Source organism: Burkholderia sp. L-4 (genome assembly GCF_056856535.1).
In genome coordinates this window covers 1,132,281-1,154,961 of sequence record NZ_JBXEOX010000002.1, presented here as the reverse complement: position 1 = coordinate 1,154,961, position 22,681 = coordinate 1,132,281, and the positions used below count along the sequence as shown (strand labels likewise).

Here is a 22,681-nt window from a genome sequence, read left to right as displayed (position 1 = left end):
CCGGCGCCGCGAGCGTCGGCAACGAGATGCAGGCCGTCCTGACGAAGGCCTGCATCGCTCACCGCAAGCGCGTTACATGTGCCACTTCACCGTGGCGGTCAGCGTGCGCGGATCGCCGGGCATGTTGTACAGGTCCGCATTGCCGTGCGCGGCGATGAAGTAACGGCGATTGAACAGGTTGTCGAGCGTGAGCGTCACGTCGACCTTCTTGCTGCGATACCCGGCGCCCAGGTTGAACACCGTGAACGACGGCAGCGTGACGAGATCGCTCGCCGACGCATAACGTGCCGACTGGAACTGCATGCCGGCCGCCGCGTAGAAGCCGTACGGCAGCTCGCGCTTCAGCCACAGGCTCGCGCTGTGGCGCGGCATCAGCCCCGGCGTGTTGCTCGACAACGCGAGGCCGGCCGCCGTCGATTGCGGGGAACCGTCGACCGTGCCGTTCAGGTACGCGTAACCCGCATACACCGACCACTTCGGCGCGATCTCGCCGGTCAGGCCAAGCTCCATCCCGCGCACGTGCTGCGTGCCGATCGGCAGCGCATAGCCGGGGTTCGCCGGATCGCCGATCTGCTGGTTGGTCTGGCGCATGTCGAACAGCGCGACGCTGGCCGTCGCCTTGCCGCCGAGATCGACGCGCGAGCCGACTTCATACGCGGTGGTCTTCTGCGGCGCGAGCGCGGCGCCGTTCGCGAACGCGCCGGAGCTGATCAGCGTATCGGCGAGCGGCGAGAACGACTGGCTGAACGATCCGTACAGCGTCAGCCAGTCGAGCGGCTCGTAGATCAGCCCGACACGCGGGCTCCACGCGTGATCGGTGCGGTCGAGATTGACGTTCGACGACGTATAGTCGTGGCGGATCTGGTTCAGGTAGTCGAAGCGCAACCCGGCGAGCACCTTCCAGTGCTCGGTCAGCGAGATCAGGTCCTGCGCGTAGACGCCCGCGAGCCCGACGACGGTCGACGCGTTCGTCTTCGCCCGCGCGCCGGTCGGCACGCCGGGCAGGACCACCTGTTGCGGATCGAAGAGATCGTAGGTCGCGACCTTCGTCACGCCGTAGATCGTGTCGAACTTCTGCTGCTGCGACAGTTCGAGCCCGTACAGCAGCTCGTGGCGCATGCCGAACAGCGACGTCTTCTGCGTGAGTTCGAACAGGCCGTCGATGCCGTGATCGGTACGCTGGCGCGTCGACTGGTCGAGCATGACGACCGGGTGCGCGGCCGTCTTGATCGGCTCGTACGTCACGTAGTTCTTGCGCTCGAGCGAGAAGTCGTACGCGCGGATCGCGCCGTGGAACGACAGCGAATCGTTGAAACGGTGATCGAGCGACACCGTCGCGCTCTTCGCGGAGACGTCGTTGTACGAGCTGTTCGCCGCGTCGGCCGAACCGTAGTACGTGTTGATCGGCACGTCCACCGGCCGGCCGCGATACGCGGGCAGGCCCTGGTCGGACGTGCGGCGGTCGTGCAGATAGTCGAATTCGACGTTCAGCACGGTGTCGCTGTCGAGCTTGAACTGCGCGGACGGCGCGATCGCCTGCCGGTTCAGCTGAAACTGGTCGCGAAAGCTGTTCGAGTTCTCGGCCGCGCCGGTGATGCGAAAGCGCGCCGCGTCGTTCGCGTTCCAGCCGAGGTCGAATTCGCCGCGCCGCTCGCCGCGCGTGCCGAGCGTCACGCCCACGTCGTTCACCGGGTTCGCCAGCGGCCGCTTCAGCACGCGGTTCACGATGCCGCCCGCCGAGCCGCGCCCGTACAGCACGGCCGCCGGCCCCTTCAGCACCTCGACGCGATCGACGTTCGACAGGTCGCGGTAGTACAGCGCGTCGTCGCGAATGCCGTCGACGTACTGGTCCGTGATGCTGTTGAAGCCGCGGATCGTGATCTGGTCGCGCTGGCCGTCGCCGACCGAGAAGCCGACGCCCGGCACGTTGCGCAGCGCGTCCTGCAGCGACGTCGCGTTCTGGTCCTCGATCACCGCGTGCGGGACGACGTTCACCGTCTGCGGCACGTCCATCAGCGACATGTCGGTCTTGGTCGCCGCGCGCGAGTGGCCGCCGTCGTACGACGCATGCTCGGCGGCCGCGTTGACGGAAATCGCGGGCAAGGTGGCCGCGGCATCGCTCGCCTGGGCGAACGCGGTGCGGGCGCCGGCCAGCGACGCGGCGATCAGAAGCGCATGGCAGGCGCTCTTGTTGAGTTTCATCGTGAACGTAGGGGTGGTGAAGAAAAACGGCGAACGGAAACGTGTCCGGTCAACGCGCGCGTCACGCGGCGAATCGGCCGACGACACCCTTTTCCGTGAAGAAGGCTGTGGCGCGCGGAGGATCGCCCCGTCGCGCATGCCGGCCGCGAATGGCCGGCGCGGGTGGATGCCGGCCGGCACGACCGGCACGAAAGAGCCGTGACGCGATGTCATGGCTCGTAACGGAGCGAAATATTAAACGAGAATGATTCGTGTTTTTAATTAATTTTCGACGTGTCGCCTGCCCACAACGTGCGTCTGCTTAACGCTCTGCATTCCCGACAAGTGCCTTTCATTTTTGTAGATTTGACCGGCCTTTCGTAATAAAAACGAAAGACCAGGATTGGCCGCGCCAGGCGGAAACGATCAGGGGGAAGGCGGGATTCGGGAAGCGACGGCGGAGAGACTGGGGAGGATTCCGAAGGATCTGGCCACGCAGGCAGCACGCATGCAAAAGTCCGGTGCGCGCCGGACCGGGCAACCCCGACCCGGCGCTCCGGGCAGCCGACCTCGCATCGGCAACGCGGCGGACCTACTTCCGTTCTTCACTCCGTCTGCTCTCAGGCTCACTTCATTATTTTCTTCGCCGCGCCGCGCCATTATCCGCTCAATTCGGTCGAAGTGAAACGTTTGCGAATGCACCCTGCACGTTATACCGGCCATTCGGCAACAGTCTTTCCAAATACTTACAGCCTCCGTCATGCCGTTCGGCGATTCTTGCATTCGCGACGGCGTTCCTTTTTAATGGAACTGGTTCCATTCATTGATTCGGCCAGGTTTCCGCGTGACGCGCCGTCGCGTGCGCGTCATCATGCCGATTCAGGATCGAGGATCATTCAGCTCAGGATTCGCATCACCCGTCCTTCCCGGACACCCCGTCAAACGAGACCGTCATGCCCGATTCCGCCTCCCTGCAGCAGCTGTTTCCCGCCTATCAGGACATCCCCGCCGAGTTCCGGCTCTCCGCCCCGATCCACCAGCGCGTGTCGCTCGTCGACGGCGCACTGCGACCGTGGGACGGTGCGACCAAGACCGTGCTGTCGCCCGTATGCGTGCGGCAGGCGGACGGCAGCGTCGAGCAGGTCGAAATCGGCAGCTACCCGGTGATGGGCGAAACGGAAAGCGACGCGGCGCTCGACGCCGCGGTGCGCGCGTACGATGCCGGCCGCGGCGAGTGGCCGACGATGAAGGTCGAGCAGCGCATCGCGTGCATGCAGGACTTCATCAAGCGGATGGTCGCGCAGCGTGAACTGGTCGTGAACCTGATCATGTGGGAGATCGGCAAGAGCCTCGCCGATTCGCAGAAGGAGTTCGACCGTACCGTCACATACATGACGCAGACGATCGATGCGCTGAAGGAGCTCGACAACGCGAACTCGCGCTTCGTGATCGCGGAAGGCACGATCGGCCAGATCCGCCGCACGCCGCTCGGCGTCGTGCTGTGCATGGGCCCGTACAACTATCCGCTGAACGAGACGTTCGCGACGCTGATCCCCGCGCTGCTGATGGGCAACACCGTGGTGTTCAAGCCGCCCCAGTACGGCACGCTGCTGTTCGAACCGCTGCTCGAGGCGTTCCGCGACGCGTTCCCGAAGGGCGTGATCAACACGATCTACGCGCCGGGCGCGGTGGTCGTGCCGCACATGCTCGCGTCGGGCAAGATCAACGTGCTTGCGCTGATCGGGTCGAGCAAGGTCGCCGATCACCTGAAGAAGCAGCACCCGAAGTCGCACCGGCTGCGCGCGATCCTCGGCCTCGACGCGAAGAACGCCGCGATCGTGCTGCCCGACGCCGATCTCGACCTGACCGTGAAGGAGTGCCTGCTCGGCGCGCTGTCGTTCAACGGCCAGCGCTGCACCGCGCTGAAGATGCTGCTCGTGCATCGCTCGATCGTCGACGAATTCCTGAAGCGCTTCACCGCGGCGCTCGAACAACTGAAGATCGGCATGCCGTGGGAGAAAGGCGTCAGCATCACACCGCTGCCGGGCATGCATCGCACGGCCTACATGACGGACGCGATCGACGATGCGAAGGCGAAGGGCGCGCAGGTCGTCAACCATTCGGGCGGCGAGTTCAGCAAGACGCTGTTCTATCCGGCCGTCGTGTATCCGGTGTCGGAAGGGATGAAGCTGTACCGCGAGGAGCAGTTCGGGCCGATCATTCCGGTCGCGCCGTTCGACGACGTCGACACCGCGCTCGACTACGTGACGACGTCGGATCACGGCCAGCAGGTCAGCATCTTCGGCTCCGATCCGGCGCAGATCGGCGCGCTCGTCGATCCGCTCGTGAACCAGGTATGCCGGTGAACATCAACTGCCAGTGCCAGCGCGGGCCCGACGTGTTCCCGTTCGCCGGCCGCAAGGATTCGGCCGAAGGCACGCTGTCGGTGAGCGACGCGCTGCGCGCGTTCTCGATCCGCTCGATGGTCGCCGCGAAGCAGACCGACAGCAGCAAGCAGCTGCTCGATTCGATCGTGTCGGATCACCACTCGAAGTTCATCAACACGGGCTTCATTTTCTGAAGCCGGGTTGATCGACGTCGGAGCCTCCGTCGCGCGCCCGCGCGGCGGAGGATGACAGTCCCTGCCGCGCGGCTAGACGTTCGACGCCAGCAGCCGAACCCCCGCCACGCCGAACACGACGGCCAGACACGCGTCCATCGCGCGCCGGCCGCGCACGTACAACCGGCGCGCGCCGTCCATCGAGAACACGAGCGCATAACCGCCGAACACCAGGCAGCCGATCACGAGGCAGCCCGGCACGACGGCGCCGTGCGACGCCCCCGCGCCGTTCGACGACAGCGCGACGATCGATACCCACACGAGAATCGCCTTCGGATTGGTCAGGTGCAGCATCGCGCCCCGCACGTAGAAGCGCGACAGCCGCTGCTCGCGCGCCGCGTTCACCGCTGCGGCCGCCGGCCCCGACAGCGCCGTGCGCCCCGACTTGAACGCGAGCCACAGCAGGTACAGCCCGCCGAAAATCTTGATCGCGACCAGCAGCTTCGACCACGCGAGCAGCGCGGCCGACACGCCGAGCGCCGCCACCGTCGCCCAGCACATCGACCCTGAAATGACGCCGAGTGCGAACACCAGCGCCGCCTTGCGGCCCTGGTTCGCGGCCACCGACATGATCGCCAGGTTGCTCGGCCCCGGGCTGGCCGTGCCGATGAAGTAAGCCGTATAGGCGAGCAGCAGGTTGGCCGAGAAGAAGGCGTGGACGCTCATGTCGAACCTCGCAGGGATGATCTGGAGATTGTTGGCAAACGCGCGCCGTCTGCCCATGGACAGTTGGTCGCCCTTTCGCTGGGCCAGTTCGCTGGGCCAGTTCGGCGGCCGGGCAAGCGATCGCCGCTCGCGCAAGCGTCTCGGTTTTGAAACACCCGGCGCATGCGCGGCCCGCTTGCGCCGCTCGGCGCCGGGCGCCGCGTTCCGGCATGCCGCACCGGCGAACGCACGTCGGACGTGGCCGGGACGCGCGAAACGCCTCGTTCCAGCCGTTCGTCGACGGAATCGCGCGACGGGTTTTATGCGGGCGTTACGTTACATCCCTGAAGCATTTCGACGTGTCGAGCCGTTTTGCGTGCGCGGCATACATCGCGCCGCGCGTATGGATGCCTTCCTCGACCGCCGCCGCGACCCAGCACCGGCGGGACTCGCCGACGTCGCGTTAACACGCCACAACAATACTCAACATTCGTCTCGCGACGCTGGTACGGAACCTGCGTTCCGTTCGGGTGAACACCGCGCCGATCCAGACGCGGACACACCTCCACCCACGGGCGCGTCCACGGATGCGCCCGAACGATCCACATACGCACGAGGCTCTTCATGGATGCGCTGCCCAACTCGTCCGATACGTCGTTCCAGCTCTTTCTCGCGAAAGTGCTCGAACAGCCCCTGCCCGACTGGACCGAAAAACAGCAGATGGAACTCGAGATGGCGCGCACGCTGTCGACGCAAATGGTCACCCTTGCCGAAGACATGCGCGGTCGTACGCCCGATCTCGCACGCTGCCTCGTGCTGCTGCGCTACGCGAAAGTGCTCGACTTCATGCTGACGTCGCTTGCGTCGCACCGCGACATTCATCCGCAGACGCTGCGCACGCTGTTCCGGCTCGCGAACCTGAAGGTGGACGACTCCTATCCGGCTTGAACCGGCCCACCGCACCGGCTGCCGCGGACGGCCATCGCGACGGGCACGGCAGCCGGGCTCCGATCACCGACATGCGCCTCGTGAACACGGCCGACTTCGACCGGATCTGGCCGGCCATCTGCGACACGCCGGCCTGGTCCGTGACGAAAGGCCAGGGCAGCTTCCTCACGTTCGAGTTCGGCCAGCCCGCGCTGCATGTGCGGGAGCCGCGCGGCGGCGCCTCCGGCCAGGCCGCCCCGGCACGCGACAGGCAGGCGTCGCGGCGCGTGACCGTCGCGGGCGACGGACAGCTGTGGATCTGCTACTGCCACTGGTCGATCGCGCTCGACGGCCGTGAACTCGCGCATAGCGAATCCCGCGCCGGCGACATCGCGGCCGCCGCGCGGCAGCTCGACGGACAGTTCCTGAGATCGATCGCGCCGCGCGCCGAACCGGGTGCGTGGGTATTCGACTTCGACCTCGGCGGCAAGCTGACGACCTGGCCGTACGGCGACGATCCGACCGACGAGCAGTGGCATCTGTACGACGCGCGCACGGGCAACGTGCTGACCGCGCTGGCCGACGGCACCTGGTCGTACGGCCCCGCGAACGTCGCGCCGGACCCACGATCAGCCGCTCCGGAATAGCCCCCGCGTTCCGCTTCCGGACACACACCGGCCGATCCCGCTGATGCAAGCCGCGCGCCGGCCCGGCCGCGCAAACGGATGTACAATCGCGCGCCATGAACGCACTTCGCCGCTTCCTGCTTCGGCCCGGCGTCGCGCGACAGCTGCTGTGGGGATTCCTCCTCGTGACGCTGCTGTCCCGCGCGCTGATGTCGGGCGCCGTGATGCTCGATCCGGACGGTCCGGATGCGGGCTCGGTGGTGCTGTGCTCGGGCCGCGGCCCGCTGATCGTCACCGGCGCCGCGCTGGCCGCCCGCTTCGATGCGAGCGCGCCGATCACGCCGGCCAACGATGCGCGGGCACTCGCCGATGCGCTCAAACACGACGCGCATGCCGACAAGACGGCGTCCGCCGGCAACGGCGACGGCCTGTGCGCATTCGGCGCGGCACTGTTCACCGCGCTCGCGTCGTTCGTGCTGCTGGTGCTGCTGTTTCCGGCCGCGGCGCCACGACGGTTCCGCGTCCACGTCGACAGTCTTCCCTTCGTGCGATCGATCCTCGACGATCGCCCGCCCTCTCGCGCCCCGCCTCTGTTCTGCTGAACGTTCCGCCCTGCGGCGCATGCACGTCGACGTGCATGCGCGTTCATGCCGTTCGTTTCACCCGACCTGATTCAAGCGTTCATCCGCATGCCCGCGTCGCGCGGGCGATGCCGCGTTGCGCATCGTTTGCGCATCACGCGGCGCCGCCCACCGCGTGATGCGCGCACGCGGACGCGACGCGCGTTGACGGCGGCCGGCCGTTGCCGGCCTTGCCGCTCGACGAACACGAGGAGCTGACACCATGTCGACCACCGTCGATCGGGCCATCTCGCCCACCCGTTCCACCGGCGCCGGTTACCGGACGCTCTGGCGCTGGCACTTCTATGCCGGCTTGTTCGTGATGCCGTTCCTCGTGATCCTCGCGATCACCGGCACGCTCTACTGTTTCCAGCCGCAAATCGAGCCGCTGCTGTATCCGCACCGGCTGGTCGTCGAGCCGCGCGCCACGCCGCGGCTCGACGCCGATACGCTGCTCGCACGCGCCCGCACCGCGATGCCGGCCGGCGCAACGCCGGTCTCCGTGCAGGTCTCCACCGCGCGCGACCGCAGCGCCGAATACGTGTTCCGGCTGCACGACGGCAGCCGCGAGAGCGTGTACGTGAACCCGTACGACGGCAGCGTGCTCGGCACGCTGAGCGTCGAGAACCGCTTCATGCAGGTCGACCGGATGCTGCATCGCAAGCTGCTGCTCGGCAAGACGGGCGAGCTGCTGATGGAGCTCGCCGCGTGCTGGACCTTCGTGATGATCGGCACCGGCATCGCGCTGTGGTGGCCGCGTGGCGCCGCGCGCGTCGGGCGTGCGCTGCGGCCCGACCTGTCGCTGCGCGGCCGGCCGCTGTGGAAAAACCTCCACGCGACGGCCGGCATCTGGCTCGCCGCCGGCACGGTCGCGTTCATCCTGACCGGGCTGCCGTGGTCCGGCTCATGGGGCAAGAACTTCAAGGCACTCGCGACGAGCGTGAACCTCGGCGCGCCGGAAGGCGCATGGGGCGGCGCATCGGTACGCTCGACGCGACCGGGCACTGCCACGACGCCCGAGCCTGCGCACGCGCAGGCTGCCGCACCATCGACGCATCACCACGATGCCGGCGACGCGATGCCGGGAATGGTGATGGACGACCTGCCGTTGCCGCAAACGCCGTGGGCGGTCGGCAACGTGCCCGTTCCGCATTCGCCGTCGGCGCCGACACCCGCGCCGCTGCCGCTGACGCGCGCGATCGCGATCGTCGCCGGCCTCGGCGTGACGAGCGGCTACACGCTCGCGCTGCCGTCCGGCACGGACGGCGTGTTCACCGCGTCGTACTTCCCGGCCGACCCGAAGGCCGAACGCACGATCCATCTCGACCAGTACAGCGGCGCGGTGCTGAAGGACATCCGCTACGACGACTACGGCGCGGTCTCGCAGGCCGTGTCGTACGGCACGTCGCTGCACATGGGCCGCTACTTCGGGCTCGCGAATCAGATCGTTTGCGCGGTGTTGTCGCTCGGGCTGGCCGCGATGGCCGTCACGGGCACGGTGATGTGGTGGAAGCGCCGCCCGGCCGGCAAGCTGGGCGCACCGTCGCGCGAACGCGGCACGCCGCCGATGCGCGGCTGGATCGCCGGGCTCGTGCTGCTCGGCATCGTCTTCCCGCTGATGGGCATCACGATCGTCGCCGTCTGGCTGGTCGACCGGCTGCTGTTCGGCCGCGCGACGCGCGCCGCGGCGTGATCGACGCAAGCGCGGCCACCCATTCGAAGGAAACCGAAACAATGAAGTTCAGATTGATGCTGCCCGCCGCCGTTCTCGCGGCCTTCTCTCCCGCCGGGCAGGCACAGGAAAGCGGCGTCGACCGCACCGGCGCCACGCTCGCCCCGATCCGCGTCGATGCGCGGAAAGCCCCCGCGCTCACGCAGCCGCTCGACACCGGCAGCCATCTCGGGCTGTCGTCGCTCGAAACACCCGCAAGCGTCGAGCAGATCAACCGCGCGGCGCTCGACACGCGCGGCGACCGTTCGATCATCGATGCGGTGAGCCGCGCCGCCGGCATCAGCGCGTCGCCGCACCCCGGCAACGGCAACTCGGAGCTCGCCGCGCGCGGCTTCGTCGGCGCGTCGTCGGTCACGCAACTCTACGACGGCGTGCGCCCGTACGGCGCGATCGGCGTCACGTTCCCGTTCGACACATGGTCGGTCGACCACATCGACGTGCTGCGCGGCCCCGCTTCGGTGATCTACGGCGAAGGCGCGATCGGCGGCGTGGTCAACATCGTGCCGAAGAAGCCGACGCGCACGCCGATCCGCAACGAACTGCAGGTCGGCGGCGGCACCGAGGGCACCGCGCGGGCCGCGTTCGGCAGCGGCGGCGCGATCAACGACAAGCTGTCGTACCGCTTCGACGTCAGCGGCAACCGCTCGTCGAACTGGGTCGACCGCGGCGATTCGCGCAACCTGTCGGTCTCCGGCGCGCTGCGCTACGACGTGACGCCCGACCTGTACGTGACGGCGTCGTATGCGCAGGGCTTCCTGCATCCGATGCAGTACTTCGGCGCGCCGCTCGTGAACGGCGCGCGCGATCGCGCACTCGACAGGAAGAACTACAACGTCGGCGACAGCGACATCGCATTCCGCGACAGCTGGGCCACCGTCTCGGCGAACTGGCAGCCGAGCGACAGCCTGAACGTGACGACCACGCTGTACCGGATGAAGAGCAACCGTCACTGGAAGGACGCCGAGTACTACACGTACCTGCCGTCGAGCGCGCAGGTGCGGCGCAGCAGCTACACGGAAATCTTCCACGACCAGGAGCAGTACGGCAACGTGACGACGGCCACCGTGAGCAGCGCGCTGCTCGGCATGCGCAACACGTTTTCGGCGGGCGTCGAGTTCAACCACACGACGTTCCAGCACGACAACAACTCGCCGTATTCGGGTACCTCGACGGTCGATCCGTTCGGCTTCGACCCGGGCAGCTTCATCAACACGGCCGGCACCTATCCGAAGTACCGCAGCCAGTCGAACCAGTACGCGCTGTTCGCGGAGAACCGGCTCGCGATCACGCCGCGCTGGTCGGTGATCGGCGGGCTGCGCTACGACCACGCGAGCGTGAACCGCGACGATCTCGTGAACGGCGGCGCCTTCACGAAGGTGTTCGCGAACACCGGCTGGCGCATCGGCACCGTGTACGACGTGCGGCCCGGTCTCGCCGTGTACGGCCAGTACGCGGTCGCGGCCGATCCGGTCAGCTCGCTGCTGTCGCTGAATGCGTCGAAGGCGGGCTTCACGCTCGCGACCGGCAGGCAGATCGAGATCGGCGTGAAGCAGTCGTTCCTCGACGGCAAGGCGGAATGGACGCTCGCCGCCTACCGGATCGTCAAGCGCAACCTGCTGACGGCCGACCCGGTGAACCCGAACCAGTCGATCCAGGTCGGCCAGCAGTCGTCGCGCGGGCTCGAGGCGACGGTCGGCGCGGAGATCGCGAAGGACTGGCGTGTCGACGCGAACGTGTCGATCCTGCGCGCGAAGTACGACGATTTCCAGCAGTCGTCCGGCGGCACGACGGTGTCACGCGCGGGCAACGTGCCGGTGTCGGTGCCGCAGCGGCTCGCGAACCTGTGGGTCAGCTGGCGCTTCGCGCCGGACTGGACGGGTATCGCGGGCGTCAAGTACGTCGGCAAGCGCTTCGCCGATACCGCGAACCAGCTCGTGATGCCGTCGTACACGACCGTCGACCTGGGCCTCGCGTGGAAGCCGCGCAAGGACACGACGATCACCGCGCGCGCGTACAACGTGTTCAACCGGCGCTACGTGCAGTCCGCGTACTACAACGAGACGCAGGTCCTGCTCGGCAACGACCGGCGGTTCGAAGTGCTGGCGAACTACCGGTTCTGACGGGGCATGCGCGGCGACGCGGCCGGCCGGTCTCCGGCCGCGCCGCGGCGGGCACCCGCGCGCCGATCACGCCCGCGTGCCCGCCGCACGCCCGGCCATCCACTTCCGGTACCGTCGCGTCTGGCACTGCGCGGCCAGTTGCTGCCGCACCAGCGCGCGCAGCGGCGACACCTGCGGGTGCGTGCGGCGGCCTTCGCTGAGCCGCGTGAGCTGGAACTTGACGACGGCCATGTTGGCCAGCGCGCCCAGCGCCTTGTTCTTCCAGCGGATCGGCTGCAGCGCCGGCGCGCTGTCCTTGCCCGCGCGCCAGTCGCGCGGCAGGTTCGGGTCGATCGACAGCGCGGTCGCGATGCCGACCATCGCGACGCCGCTGTTCACCACCTGCTCGGCCACCGCACGACGCCGGATGCCGCCCGTGACCATCAGCGGCATCCGCGCGACGGCGGCGATGTCGTGCGCGAATTCGAGGAAATACGCTTCGCGCGCCAGCGTGCGCCCGTCGCGTGCCTCGCCCTGCATCGCCGGCACTTCATAGCTGCCGCCCGACAACTCGACGAGATCGACGTCGAGCGGGTTCAGCAGCTCGACCACGCGCTTCGCGTCGTCCGCGCTGAAACCGCCACGCTGGAAATCGGCCGAGTTCAGCTTCACCGCGACGACGAATGCGGGCGACACCGCCGCACGCACGGCCTTCACGATATCGAGCAGCAGGCGCGCGCGATTCTCGATGCTGCCGCCCCACTGGTCCTGCCGGCGGTTCGTCAGCGGCGACAGGAACTGGCTGAGCAGATAACCGTGCGCCGCGTGAACCTGCACGCCGGTGAAGCCGCTTTGCTCCGCGAGCTGCGCGGCGCGCACGAAGCGCTGCTGCACGTCGCGGATATCGGCTTCCGTCATTGCCTTCGGCACCGGGAACTGCTTCGACAGCGCGCCGAGCGCGAGCGGCACGGCCGACGGCGCGAGCGTCGTCTGGCCGAGCGCCGCCTGCATCTGGCGCCCCGGGTGATTGATCTGCATCCACACGTGCGCGCCGCCCGAGCGCGCGATCCGCGCCCAGCGCCGGAAGCGGTCGAGATGCGCGTCGCTTTCGAGCACGACGCCGTTCGGTCCCGTCATCGCGCGGCCGTCCACCATCACGTTGCCGGTCAGGATCAGGCCCACCTGACCGTCGGCCCATGCCTGGTACAGGCGCAGCAACGCGTCGGACGGGGCGTGGTCCGCATCGGCCATGTTCTCTTCCATCGCGGCCTTGGCCAGACGGTTCGGAATCACCGCCCCGTTGGGCAGTGTCAGCGGCGCAAACAGATTCATGGTGGACATCCTCGATTGACGATGCCCAACGATAACTTTAAAGTCAACTTTAAGGTCAAGCCCTTTTGGAGCACACCATGAAAATCGGCGAACTGGCGAAGGCGAGCGGCCTCGCGGCGTCGCGCATCCGCTTCTACGAGGCGAGCGGGCTGCTCGAACCGGCCCGCCGCCAGGCGAACGGCTATCGGGAATACGGGGCGGAAGCGCTGACGCGGCTCGCGATCATCGACCGCGCGCAGCGCGCGGGCTTCGCGCTCGACGAAATCCGCGCGGTGCTGCCGCCCGATCTCGGCGCATGGCCGCGCGACGAGCTGCTGGTCGCGCTGCGGCACAAGGTCGACGACATCGCGCTGCTCGAACAGCGGCTCGCGCAGAACCGGCAGCAGCTGGAAGCGCTGATCGACGAAATCGAGAACAAGCCGGCAGGCGAGGATTGCGCGGGCGCCGCGCAACGAATGCTCGACCGGCTTTGCGAGCAGGCCGGCCAGCCGCTGGAGCCCGCACCCGTGGTACGGCCGGCGCGCAAGCGGGCATGACCGACTCCACCTCCCCCTTCGATCAACCCGCACCGTGGCGAGACGCGTCGACGCAAGCGCGTCGCCGTGCGCCGCGCAACCTCATGACCCTATCCGCATGACGCTCCCCCGTATCAGAGGATGGCTCGTCGCCGCGCTGCTGAGTTTCGGCATCGGCAGTGCCTGCGCGTCGACGTGCGACGACACGCATGCGTCGATCCGTTGCCCGGACACGTCGGCACTGCCGGCCGACATCGTCGCGCAGCTGCCGGCCGGCTACGAAGCGCTGGATGCCGCTTCAGGGCCCCTGACCGACGGCACGCGCAGCGGTTACGTCGTCGTCGCGCATCGGCCCGGCGATTCGACGCATACGCCGTCGCCGCGCCCGCTGCTGATCTTCGTGCAGGGCAACGACGGACGATACCGGCTCGCGGCGCGCAACGACACCGTGATCATGAAAGCCGAAGAAGGCGGCATGGGCGACCCGTATCTCGACGGCGTCGCCGAGCATGCGCTCACGGTCGAGCCGCGCACGTTCACCGTCGAACAAGGCGTATTCGCGGGCCATAGCCACTGGCGCGACCGCGTGACGTTCCGCTACGACGCGGCGTACCGCACGTGGGTGTTCCATCGCGAAGTGTTCCGGAACTGGCGATTCGACGCGGACGCCGACGGCGATGCGCTGAAGGCCGACCCGGTGCGTGTCACGCGCGCCAATGCGGCGAAGGCCGTCGCCTTCGAAGCCTGGCGGCCGAACGACTGGTGCGCTTCCGCCGAGCGGCGCGACACCGATCCGGCTTGCCGCCAGCCTTGACGGCGTCGGCTGGCGGCGACACGGGCGCCGCCGTGAGGATTGGCTTACGTCGCAGGTAATCGACGCGCGCCGCCCGCGCCGCGATCATGGCGCCATCGACTCACGAACCGCAACGACCGGGAGCCCGCCATGACCGCCTACGCCATCGCCCACCTGCACGACGTCGAGATGTGCGACGACATCGTCGACTACCTCGAACGCATCGACGGCACGCTCGCACCGTACGACGGCCATTTCGTGATTCACGGCGCGCGGCCGGAGGTACGCGAAGGCGTGTGGCACGGCGACCTGATCGCGATCGCGTTTCCCGATCTCGACGCGGCGCGCGCGTGGTACGAATCGGACGCATACCGGCGGATCCAGCCGCTGCGCGCACGACACGCGAGCGGCCCGCTGATCCTGATCGACGGGGTCGACGAGCGGCACAAGGCGACCGACATCCTGCGCTGAATCGTGACGCCGGCGATGCCGGCAACGCTTACGACGCCTTTCGCTCCATCGGTTCGCCGACGACGAAGCCGCCGCCCTGGAACCGCTGCGCGGGATCGTCGTACTCGGCGCTCGGCGCCGTCACCGGGAACAGGCCCGCGAACTGCTCGGAGCTGTCGCGCGGGCGGAAGCCGAGGAAGCCGGCCTTCGTGTTGTCCCACCACTTCACCGGGTTGTCCGACGCGCCGTAGACGATCGCGTGCCCGACGCGGTTCGTCAGCAGCGAGCAGCGCACGAGCTCGATGAAGTCGCGATAGCTGAGGAACGTGACGAGCATGCGCGGATTCTTCGGCACTTCGAACGACGAGCCGATCCGCAGGCACACCGTCTCGATCCCGAAGCGGTCGAAGTAGTAGCGCGACAGCGATTCGCCGAAGCACTTCGTCACGCCGTACAGGCTGTCGGGGCGCAGCGGCGAATCGGCGTCGAGCACTTCGGTGACCGGGTGGAAGCCGATCGCATGGTTCGAGCTCGCGAACACGACGCGCTTCACGCCATGCTTGCGCGCGGCCTCGTACAGGTTGTACGTGCCGGTGATGTTCGCGTCGACCAGATCGTCGAACGGCGCATCGACCGAAATGCCGCCGAGATGGACGATCGCGTCCACGCCCTCGACGAGCTGCATCACGGCCGGACGGTCGGCCAGATCGACCACGCGGATTTCTTCATGCGCGGCCGCGTCGTCCAGCGCCGCGATGTCGCTGACGCGCACGACGTCGGCCCAGTCGGCGAGCGCGCCGCGCAACTGGCGGCCGAGGTTGCCGGCCGCGCCCGTCAGCAGCAGGCGCCCGAACGGTTTGCGCGCGGCGGTGGATGAGGCGTTCATCGAATCTCCTTGAATCTGACAATCTGACCAAAATCGGAAAACGTTTTCCAACTATACGCGGGGGCGCGGCCGAACGTCAATGGCCGAACCTGTTCGCAGCCATCCGCACTTTCCCGATATCGGCCGGTGGCCGCAGCCCGGCTTTTTCTGCCACAATCCGGCGTTATCGAACGAAAACGTTACCCTTCCGATGAAAAAAGTTTCCCCGACGATCCGCGACGTGGCCGCGGAAGCCGGCGTGTCGGTCGCGACGGTATCGAAGTACGTGAACGGTACCCAGCGCTTCTCGCCGACCGTCGAGGCGCGGCTCAAGGAGGCCATCGAGCGGCTCGGCTACCGTTCGAACCCGCTCGCGCGTTCGATGATCACCGGCCGCACCCGCACGATCGGCCTCGTGATCCTCGACATCAGCAACCCGCACTTCACGAACGTGGTGAAAGGCGCGAACCGCGTCGCGCTGCAGCACGACTACACGCTGCTGCTCGTCGACACCGAAGAGAACCAGGCACGCGAACGCTCGCTGATCGAAGCGCTCGCGCAGCGCGTCGACGGGCTGATCGTCAGCACGCGGATGCCCGACGAGGAAGCCGGCTGGATGCTCGACCTCAACAAGCCGCTCGTGCTGCTGCGTCGCAGCCCCGGCCTGCCGATTCCGAGCGTCGGCATCGACAACCGGCTGTCGACCTACATGCTCGCGCGTCACCTGCTCAATCTCGGCCACACGCGCATCGCGTATCTCGGCTTCGGCAGCGCGCGCGTGAACGACGAGCGGATCCAGGGCGCGCGCGATTGCCTCGCCGAAGCGGGGCTCACGCTCGACGTACACGACGCGCACGCACCAACCGCCGAGGCCGGCGAACGCGCGTGCTCGCGCGTGATGCTCGGGCCGCAACGCCCGCAAGCGGTGATCTGCTACAACGACCTGATCGCGCTCGGGTTCATGAAGGAAGCCGCGTCGCTCGGCTTCCGGCTGCCGCAGGACGTGTCCGTCGCCGGCATCGACAACGTGCCGTACGGCGAATACGCGGCGCCCGCGCTGACGACCGTCGACATCCAGAGCGAGAACATGGGCGAGCTCGCGATGCAGAAGCTGATCGACGCGCTCGCGGGGCGCACCGATGCGAGCTATTCGACGTTCGAGCCGCGGCTGATCATGCGGGCGTCGACGGCGCCGGCCGGCTGACCGCGCGCCCGCCCCGCACGCCGAACGAAAACGCGCCGCCCTCGGGCGGCGCGTTCGTTTGCCGGCACGCGATCACGCGTCGAGCTTCGCGGGCTTCATCTTCGGCGTCAGCACGTGCATCACGGCCAGCGCGATCAGGTAGGCCGACGCGCCGATCGCGAACAGCACCCAGTAGTGGCCCGTGCGCTGCAGCACCTGGCCGATCACTTCCGAGAACAGCACGCCGCCGATCGAGCCGGCCATCCCGCCGATGCCGACCACCGACGCGACCGCACGGCGCGGGAACAGGTCGGACGCGGTCGTGAACAGGTTCGCCGACCAGCCCTGATGCGCGGCGGCGGCGAGGCCGACGATCAGCACCGCGACCCACAGGCTCTGCACCTGCGACACGAACGCGATCGGCAGCACGCAGCATGCGCAGATCAGCATCGCCGTCTTGCGCGCGCCGTTCACGCTCCAGCCCGCGCGCAGCAGCATCGACGACAGCCAGCCGCCGCCGATGCTGCCGACCGTCGTCAGCGCGTAGATGCACACGAGCGGCAGGCCGATGTGCTGCATGTCCATCCCGCGCGATTCGTTGAGCCACTTCGGCAGCCAGAACAGGTAGAACCACCACACCGGATCGGTCAGGAACTTGCCGATCAGGAACGCCCACGTCTCGCGCTTGCGGATCAGTTCGCCCCAGCGCGGCGCGCCGGCATCCGCGTTCGCCGCGTCGAGCGCCTCGGCTTCGTCGCGCGGTTCGTCGTATTCCGCGGCGAGTGCGCGCGTGTCGGCCTGCCGATAGAGCACGAGCCACACCGCGAGCCACACGATGCCGATCGCGCCGATGATCACGAACGCCGCGCGCCAGCCGTACGCCACCGCGATCGCGGGGATGATCGCCGGCGCGAACACGGCGCCGATGTTCGCGCCCGAGTTGAAGATGCCGGTGGCGAGCGCGCGTTCGCGGCGCGGGAACCATTCGGCCGTCGTCTTGATCGCGGCCGGGAAATTGCCGCCCTCGCCGATCCCGAGCAGCGCGCGCACGAACGCGAAGCCCGTCACCGAGCCGACCGCCGCGTGCAGCATCGCGGCGATGCTCCACACCAGCATCGCCACCGCGTACGACACGCGCGTGCCGAGCCAGTCGACGATCCGCCCGAAACCGAGCAGGCCGAGCGCATAGAACGCGGAAAACGCCATCACGATCCGGCCGTACTGCACCTGGCTCCAGCCGATGTCGTGCTGGAGCATCGGCGCGAGCAGCCCGAGGATCTGCCGGTCCATGTAGTTGATCACGGTCGCGAAGAACAGCAGCGCACAGACGGTCCAGCGGTAGCGGCTGGCGGCTGCGCGCACGGCGCCGACGACGGCAGATTGCATGAATGTCTCCGATGCGCGGCCGCGCCCGTCGCGCCGCACTGGGTTCGTTGACCGGCGACCGGCGCCGGGGCGGACGGCCCGCGCTGACGCGCGGGCCCTTTCGCCAATCAGTCTGGAAAACGTTTTTCAAAGGATAGGGCGTCTGCCGGCGCCCTGTCAGTCGGGGATTTCGATGAGTCATCTCAAATTGATCGCGGCAAAAGAGACGACTGTTTCGCAGCGTGGCATTAACCGTTTTTCCCGGATTTTCCCGACGCGCGCGCAGACGGGCGGCCGCCGATACACATGTCCGATTCCAGCCAGAATGCGGCACGGAGATGGGTTACAGTCGCCCCATGCGCCTCGATCCCGACACCTGCTACGACGCCCTGCTTGCGCGGAATCGCCGCTTCGACGGCTGGTTCTTCGTCGGCGTGGCGACGACCGGGGTGTACTGCCGCCCCGTCTGCCCGGTGAAGCCGCCGAAGGCGCAAAACTGCAGTTACTACCCGACCGCCGCCGCGGCTGAGAAAGCCGGGTTCCGGCCCTGCATGCGCTGCCGCCCCGAACTCGCGCCCGGCCACGGGCTGCTCGACCTGTCCGGCAATCTTGCCGACGCGGCCGCGACGCTGATCGAGGACGGTTTCCTGAACGCGCACGGCGTCGACGCGCTCGCGCAGCGCGTCGGCGTGACCGAGCGGCATCTGCGACGGATCTTCGGCGCGCAGTTCGGCGTGTTGCCGGTCGAGTTCGCGCAGACGCACCGCCTGCTGATGGCCAAGCGGCTGCTGACCGACACCGCGCTGCCGCTGGCCGTCGTCGCGTCGACGGCCGGATTCGGCAGCGTGCGACGCTTCAACGACCTGTTCCGCCAACGCTACGGCCTCAACCCGCTGCGGCTGCGCAAGGGCACCGGTGCCGCCGCCGGCGACATGACGTTCCCGCTGCCGTACCGGCCGCCGTTCGCGTGGGACGAGCTGATGCGTTTTCTCGCCCAGCGGCAGATCGACGGCGTCGAGCGGATCGATGCACGCGGTTATGCGCGCGCCGTCGCCATGCCGAACCGGAACGACGGCGGCCGCGTGACGGGCTGGCTGTCCGTCGCACACGTGCCGCAGCGCTTCGCGCTGGCCGTCACCGTGTCGCCCGCGCTGACGCCGGTCGTCCCGGCCGTGCTCGCGCGCGTGCGGCGGCTGTTCGATCTCGACAGCCGGCCCGACGTGATCGACGCGCATCTCGGCGAGCTCGCGCACGGCTCGCCGGGCCTGCGCGTGCCCGGCGCGTTCGACGGCCTCGAGATCGCGATCCGCGCGATCGCGGGCGAGCAGCTTGCGGCGGCGGATGCGTGTACGGGTACGCCCGTGCCGGCACGCCTCGCAGAACGTTTCGGCGCGTCGGTCGAAGGTGCGCCGCCGGGCCTCGCGCATGCGCTGCCGTGCGCCGCGACGCTGGCCGCCCTGCCGCCTGCGGCCCTCGAAACGATCGGCATCCCGCGCGAGACGGCGCGCGCCATCGTGTCGCTCGCGCGCGCGGTCGACGACGGCACACTCGCGCTCGAACCGATGGCGCCGCTCGACGCGACGCTCGCCGCGTTGCGCGCGATGCCCGGCTTCGACGAACGCGCGGTGCAGTACGTCGCGATGCGTGCGATGGCCTGGCCGAATGCGTTCCCCGCGGACGATACGTGGCTTCCCGCCCGCAACGAACGCGCGACCCTGCCATCATCCGCGCCGCATGCGGCGCGCTGGGCGCCGTGGCGCGCGTATGCCGCACTGCATGTGTGGCGCCTCCAAGGAGATGCAGCGCGATGACTCCCGCTCACCTGATTCCGAGCCCGCTGGGCGACATCGCCGTGCGCATCGAGGACGATGCGTTGACGGGCCTGTACTTCGTCGGCCAGAAATACTTTCCGCCGGTGACGATCGTGACCGAAGCGGACGCACACCCGATGTCGCCGATCGCGCGCAAGGTCGCGGAGGAAATCGCCGAATATTTCACCGGCACGCGCGACACGTTCTCGGTGCCGATCCACCTGCGCGGCACCGCGTTTCAGCGCCGCGTATGGAAGGAACTGCTCGCGATTCCGTTCGGCGAACTCGTGTCGTACGGCGACATCACCGAGCGCGTCGGGTTGCCGATGAGCGGCGCGCGCGCCGTCGGCGGCGCGGTCGGCCGCAATCCGGTATCGATCATCGTGCCGTGCCATCGCGTGGTCGGCGCGTCGGGCAGCCTGACCGGTTACGCGGGCGGCATCGATCGCAAGCGCGCGTTGCTGTCGCTCGAAGGCGCCGGGTTCTCGCGCGGCGCCCCTCATCCAGTGCAGCAGGCGCTCGCGTTCTGAGCGACGCTGCGCATCACGCGCTCAACGCCGGCCGGCGCGCTTCACGCTTCGCATACGCGCCGGGCGTCACGCCGAACTTCGCCTGGAACAGCGCGATGAACGACGACGTCGAGTCGTAACCCAGTTGCGCGGCCACCGTGCCGATCGGCTCGCCCGCGTCGAGCAGCGGCAATGACGCGAGCAGCCGCACGGCCTGCCGCCATTCGGTGAACGACAACCCCGTGTCCTGCCGGAACAGCCGCGACAACGTGCGCCGCGTCGCGCCGACCCGATGGCCCCATTCGTCGAGACTGCGCGTATCGCCCGGCGCGGCATGCAACGCACGCGCGATTTTCAGCAGACGCGGATCGCGCGGCAGCGGCACCGTCAGCGGCGCCGGCTGCATGCGCGCGATCCGGTCGGCGATCAGACACACGAGCGCGCCGTCTGGCCCCGTCTCGTCGTAGTTCACCGGCAACTCGCCCGTCGCGATCACCAGCTCGCGCAGCAGCGGCGTCATGCACAGGATCGTGCAGTCGCCGTTCACGTCGTCGCGCGCGATCGCTGCATCGAGATACAGGCTGTGGAACGCGACGCAATCGCGCGTCGATACCGCATGCGGCACGTGCGGCGGAATCCACATCGCATAGTGCGGCGGCAGCAGTTGCCGGCCCGAAGGCGTCGACACCTCGAGCACGCCGCTCGTCGCATACATCAGCTGCGCCCACGGATGACTGTGCGTGTCGACGCTGACGTTGCCGGGAATGCCGAACGCGCGCACGTACAGCGGCCTCGGCAGCCGCGCCATCGGCGGCACCGCGTAAGGGTCAGCCGATTGTCCCGCCAGCAACATAAGACGTCCTCCGAAGGTCATTGCGCGAACGCATGCGATGCTACCGTGGCGGCTCTTCATTCACACGGCTTCCGTTCACGAGCGCTCACACCCGCACCACCCGCAAAACCGTCACCGCGATCCGTTCGACCAAGGGCATCGGCAGCCTCGTCGCGCTGACCGCGTATTCCGCGCCGATGGCGAAACTCGTCGACGACGTGGCCGACGTGATCATCGTCGGCGACTCCGTCGGCATGGTGCTGTACGGAATGCCCGATACGCTGCGCGTCACGCTCGACATGATGATTGCACACGGCGCGGCCGTCGTACGCGGCGCCGCGCAGGCGTGCGTCGTCGTCGACCTGCCGTTCTCGACGTTCCAGGAATCGCCCGCCCAGGCCTATCGTTCGGCCGCGCGCCTGCTCGCCGAAACCGGTGCGCAGGCCGTGAAGCTCGAAGGCGGCTGCGAGATGGCCGACACGATCCGCTTCCTGACCGATCGCGGCATCCCGGTGATGGCGCACGTCGGCCTCATGCCGCAGCAGGCCAACGCGACGGGCGGCTTCCGCGCGCAGGGGATGGACCCGCATTCGGCCGCGCACGTGTTCGACGCCGCGTGCGCGGCCGAGCGGGCCGGCGCGTTCAGCGTGGTAATCGAAGGCACCGCCGAAGCGCTCGCGCGCCACCTGACCGACACGCTGACGATCCCGACGATCGGCATCGGCGCGTCGCCCGCATGCGACGGCCAGGTGCTCGTGACCGAGGACATGGTCGGCGCGTTCGATGCGTACACACCGCGCTTCGTGAAGCGCTACGCCGATGCGAATGCGGTGATGCGCGACGCGATCCGGCAGTATGCGCACGACGTGCGGGAGCGCGTGTTTCCGGAGCCCGCGCATTGCTTCGGATACGGCAAGCCGCTGCAACTGCCGGAGGCGGCTGCGGTTGCGGCTACGGTTGCGTGATGCGGATCGAACGGTATGGTCAGGTCACGCGCGTTTGCGTGTCGCATGCGCGACCCGTGCGTTCGCTTCGAATTTCGCGCGATGCGTCGAGAAGAACGTTCGCACGTTGCGGACGTTCGATGCGCCGGTGAACAGCCGCCGCGCGAATTCGTCGTATTCGGCGACGTCGGCGAGATCGGCCACCACGACGAAATCGGGCCCCGGGGACACGCGGTAGCACTGCGTGACGGCCGGCTCCGCGCAGACGTAGGTTTCGAACGCGTCGTAGTCCTCGGCTGTCTGCCGGTCGAGACTGATCTCGATCAGTGCGGTGACGGCCGTACCGATCGCGACCGGGTCGAGCACCGCGACCTGCCGGCGGATCACGCCCGCCTCCGTCAGACGCCGTACGCGGCGCATGCAGGTCGGCGGCGACGACAGCGCCCGCTCGGCCAGTTGCAGGTTCGACACCGACGCATCCTCCTGCAGGATCGCGAGGATGCGCAGGTCGAGATCGTCGAGGGTGATGCCGGCCATCGGCGGCTCCTTCCGGTCAAGGGAGTGAAATTTAATTTCAATATGATAGATGATCTACGGTACGTTTCATTTTCATTTGATTTTTGAAATTTAAT

At 68.1% G+C, this 22,681-nt stretch carries 20 protein-coding genes and 1 pseudogene; 14 read left to right on the top strand and 7 right to left on the bottom strand.

The features are described from left to right. Nucleotides 1-72 precede the first annotated feature (72 nt). Nucleotides 73-2,202 carry a TonB-dependent receptor gene (locus tag AC1VVG_RS22020; protein ID WP_482836259.1) on the bottom strand — a complete coding sequence of 710 codons (2,130 nt, stop codon included), beginning with the start codon at nucleotides 2,200-2,202 and terminating at the stop codon, nucleotides 73-75. Between AC1VVG_RS22020 and AC1VVG_RS22015 the strand changes: the two genes are divergently transcribed. Together AC1VVG_RS22015 and AC1VVG_RS22010 are read left to right on the top strand one after the other, a co-directional pair. Next, complete coding sequence (locus AC1VVG_RS22015; RefSeq protein WP_124608118.1) at nucleotides 2,192-2,404, top strand: hypothetical protein; 213 nt, start codon at nucleotides 2,192-2,194, stop codon at nucleotides 2,402-2,404. The genes AC1VVG_RS22020 and AC1VVG_RS22015 overlap by 11 nt on opposite strands. A 730-nt stretch (nucleotides 2,405-3,134) precedes the next feature. Next, nucleotides 3,135-4,762: pseudogene (locus AC1VVG_RS22010) on the top strand (NADP-dependent glyceraldehyde-3-phosphate dehydrogenase). A 72-nt stretch (nucleotides 4,763-4,834) separates the two neighbouring features. Here AC1VVG_RS22010 and AC1VVG_RS22005 read toward each other — a convergent pair. Beyond that, a complete protein-coding gene (locus tag AC1VVG_RS22005; protein ID WP_049036148.1) occupies nucleotides 4,835-5,467 on the bottom strand; it encodes a LysE family translocator in 633 nt (210 codons plus the stop codon). 603 nt (nucleotides 5,468-6,070) lie between these two features. Here AC1VVG_RS22005 and AC1VVG_RS22000 point away from each other — a divergent pair. The 5 genes from AC1VVG_RS22000 to AC1VVG_RS21980 all read left to right on the top strand — a co-directional run bounded on the left by AC1VVG_RS22000 (nucleotide 6,071) and on the right by AC1VVG_RS21980 (nucleotide 11,471). Next, nucleotides 6,071-6,394 carry a hypothetical protein gene (locus AC1VVG_RS22000; RefSeq protein WP_034188441.1) on the top strand — a complete coding sequence of 108 codons (324 nt, stop codon included), beginning with the start codon at nucleotides 6,071-6,073 and terminating at the stop codon, nucleotides 6,392-6,394. 71 nt (nucleotides 6,395-6,465) lie between these two features. Continuing rightward, a complete protein-coding gene (locus AC1VVG_RS21995) occupies nucleotides 6,466-7,020 on the top strand; it encodes a hypothetical protein (protein ID WP_482836257.1) in 555 nt (184 codons plus the stop codon). 95 nt (nucleotides 7,021-7,115) lie between these two features. Continuing rightward, nucleotides 7,116-7,601 (top strand): hypothetical protein, encoded by a 486-nt coding sequence (locus tag AC1VVG_RS21990; protein WP_034188443.1) that lies wholly within the window; start codon nucleotides 7,116-7,118, stop codon nucleotides 7,599-7,601. A 241-nt stretch (nucleotides 7,602-7,842) separates the two neighbouring features. Beyond that, nucleotides 7,843-9,312, top strand: coding sequence for a PepSY-associated TM helix domain-containing protein (locus AC1VVG_RS21985; protein ID WP_301741196.1), 1,470 nt, complete (start codon nucleotides 7,843-7,845; stop codon nucleotides 9,310-9,312). A gap of 41 nt (nucleotides 9,313-9,353) precedes the next feature. Next, nucleotides 9,354-11,471, top strand: a complete 2,118-nt coding sequence (locus tag AC1VVG_RS21980) for a TonB-dependent receptor (RefSeq protein ID WP_069704457.1) — start codon at nucleotides 9,354-9,356, stop codon at nucleotides 11,469-11,471. A gap of 66 nt (nucleotides 11,472-11,537) precedes the next feature. Here AC1VVG_RS21980 and AC1VVG_RS21975 read toward each other — a convergent pair whose 3' ends face one another. After that, nucleotides 11,538-12,782: an NADH:flavin oxidoreductase/NADH oxidase family protein gene (locus tag AC1VVG_RS21975; RefSeq protein ID WP_482836255.1), complete on the bottom strand. Its 1,245-nt coding sequence runs from the start codon at nucleotides 12,780-12,782 to the stop codon at nucleotides 11,538-11,540. A 77-nt stretch (nucleotides 12,783-12,859) separates the two neighbouring features. On the opposite strand from AC1VVG_RS21975, the gene AC1VVG_RS21970 reads away from it, so the two are divergent. The 3 genes from AC1VVG_RS21970 to AC1VVG_RS21960 all read left to right on the top strand — a co-directional run bounded on the left by AC1VVG_RS21970 (nucleotide 12,860) and on the right by AC1VVG_RS21960 (nucleotide 14,561). Continuing rightward, nucleotides 12,860-13,318: a MerR family transcriptional regulator gene (locus tag AC1VVG_RS21970; protein ID WP_482836253.1), complete on the top strand. Its 459-nt coding sequence runs from the start codon at nucleotides 12,860-12,862 to the stop codon at nucleotides 13,316-13,318. Nucleotides 13,319-13,415: 97 nt separating this feature from the next. Continuing rightward, entirely contained in the window at nucleotides 13,416-14,111 is a 696-nt protein-coding gene (locus AC1VVG_RS21965) for a hypothetical protein (protein WP_069704455.1), read from the top strand. A gap of 129 nt (nucleotides 14,112-14,240) precedes the next feature. Beyond that, nucleotides 14,241-14,561, top strand: a complete 321-nt coding sequence (locus AC1VVG_RS21960) for a DUF1330 domain-containing protein (RefSeq protein ID WP_482836251.1) — start codon at nucleotides 14,241-14,243, stop codon at nucleotides 14,559-14,561. A gap of 28 nt (nucleotides 14,562-14,589) precedes the next feature. Here the strand turns inward: AC1VVG_RS21960 and AC1VVG_RS21955 are convergent, their stop codons facing one another. Continuing rightward, nucleotides 14,590-15,426: an NAD-dependent epimerase/dehydratase family protein gene (locus AC1VVG_RS21955; protein WP_034188450.1), complete on the bottom strand. Its 837-nt coding sequence runs from the start codon at nucleotides 15,424-15,426 to the stop codon at nucleotides 14,590-14,592. A gap of 79 nt (nucleotides 15,427-15,505) precedes the next feature. On the opposite strand from AC1VVG_RS21955, the gene AC1VVG_RS21950 reads away from it, so the two are divergent. Beyond that, a complete protein-coding gene (locus AC1VVG_RS21950) occupies nucleotides 15,506-16,609 on the top strand; it encodes a LacI family DNA-binding transcriptional regulator (protein ID WP_034188451.1) in 1,104 nt (367 codons plus the stop codon). Nucleotides 16,610-16,681: 72 nt separating this feature from the next. On the opposite strand, the gene AC1VVG_RS21945 is transcribed toward AC1VVG_RS21950, so the two are convergent. Further along, entirely contained in the window at nucleotides 16,682-17,974 is a 1,293-nt protein-coding gene (locus AC1VVG_RS21945) for an MFS transporter (RefSeq protein WP_034188452.1), read from the bottom strand. A gap of 317 nt (nucleotides 17,975-18,291) precedes the next feature. Here AC1VVG_RS21945 and AC1VVG_RS21940 point away from each other — a divergent pair, with 317 nt between their 5' ends. Further along, nucleotides 18,292-19,764, top strand: coding sequence for a DNA-3-methyladenine glycosylase 2 family protein (locus AC1VVG_RS21940; RefSeq protein WP_482836250.1), 1,473 nt, complete (start codon nucleotides 18,292-18,294; stop codon nucleotides 19,762-19,764). Continuing rightward, nucleotides 19,761-20,294 (top strand): methylated-DNA--[protein]-cysteine S-methyltransferase, encoded by a 534-nt coding sequence (locus AC1VVG_RS21935; RefSeq protein WP_482836249.1) that lies wholly within the window; start codon nucleotides 19,761-19,763, stop codon nucleotides 20,292-20,294. The genes AC1VVG_RS21940 and AC1VVG_RS21935 overlap by 4 nt, the downstream gene beginning before the upstream one ends. 13 nt (nucleotides 20,295-20,307) lie before the next feature. On the opposite strand, the gene AC1VVG_RS21930 is transcribed toward AC1VVG_RS21935, so the two are convergent. After that, nucleotides 20,308-21,126, bottom strand: a complete 819-nt coding sequence (locus AC1VVG_RS21930) for an AraC family transcriptional regulator (protein ID WP_343726350.1) — start codon at nucleotides 21,124-21,126, stop codon at nucleotides 20,308-20,310. A gap of 32 nt (nucleotides 21,127-21,158) precedes the next feature. Here AC1VVG_RS21930 and panB point away from each other — a divergent pair, with 32 nt between their 5' ends. Then, nucleotides 21,159-22,070 (top strand): 3-methyl-2-oxobutanoate hydroxymethyltransferase, encoded by a 912-nt coding sequence (panB, locus tag AC1VVG_RS21925; RefSeq protein ID WP_482836247.1) that lies wholly within the window; start codon nucleotides 21,159-21,161, stop codon nucleotides 22,068-22,070. 24 nt (nucleotides 22,071-22,094) lie between these two features. Here panB and AC1VVG_RS21920 read toward each other — a convergent pair whose 3' ends face one another. Continuing rightward, nucleotides 22,095-22,586: an Lrp/AsnC family transcriptional regulator gene (locus AC1VVG_RS21920; RefSeq protein ID WP_034188457.1), complete on the bottom strand. Its 492-nt coding sequence runs from the start codon at nucleotides 22,584-22,586 to the stop codon at nucleotides 22,095-22,097. Between the last annotated feature and the right edge of the window lie 95 nt (nucleotides 22,587-22,681).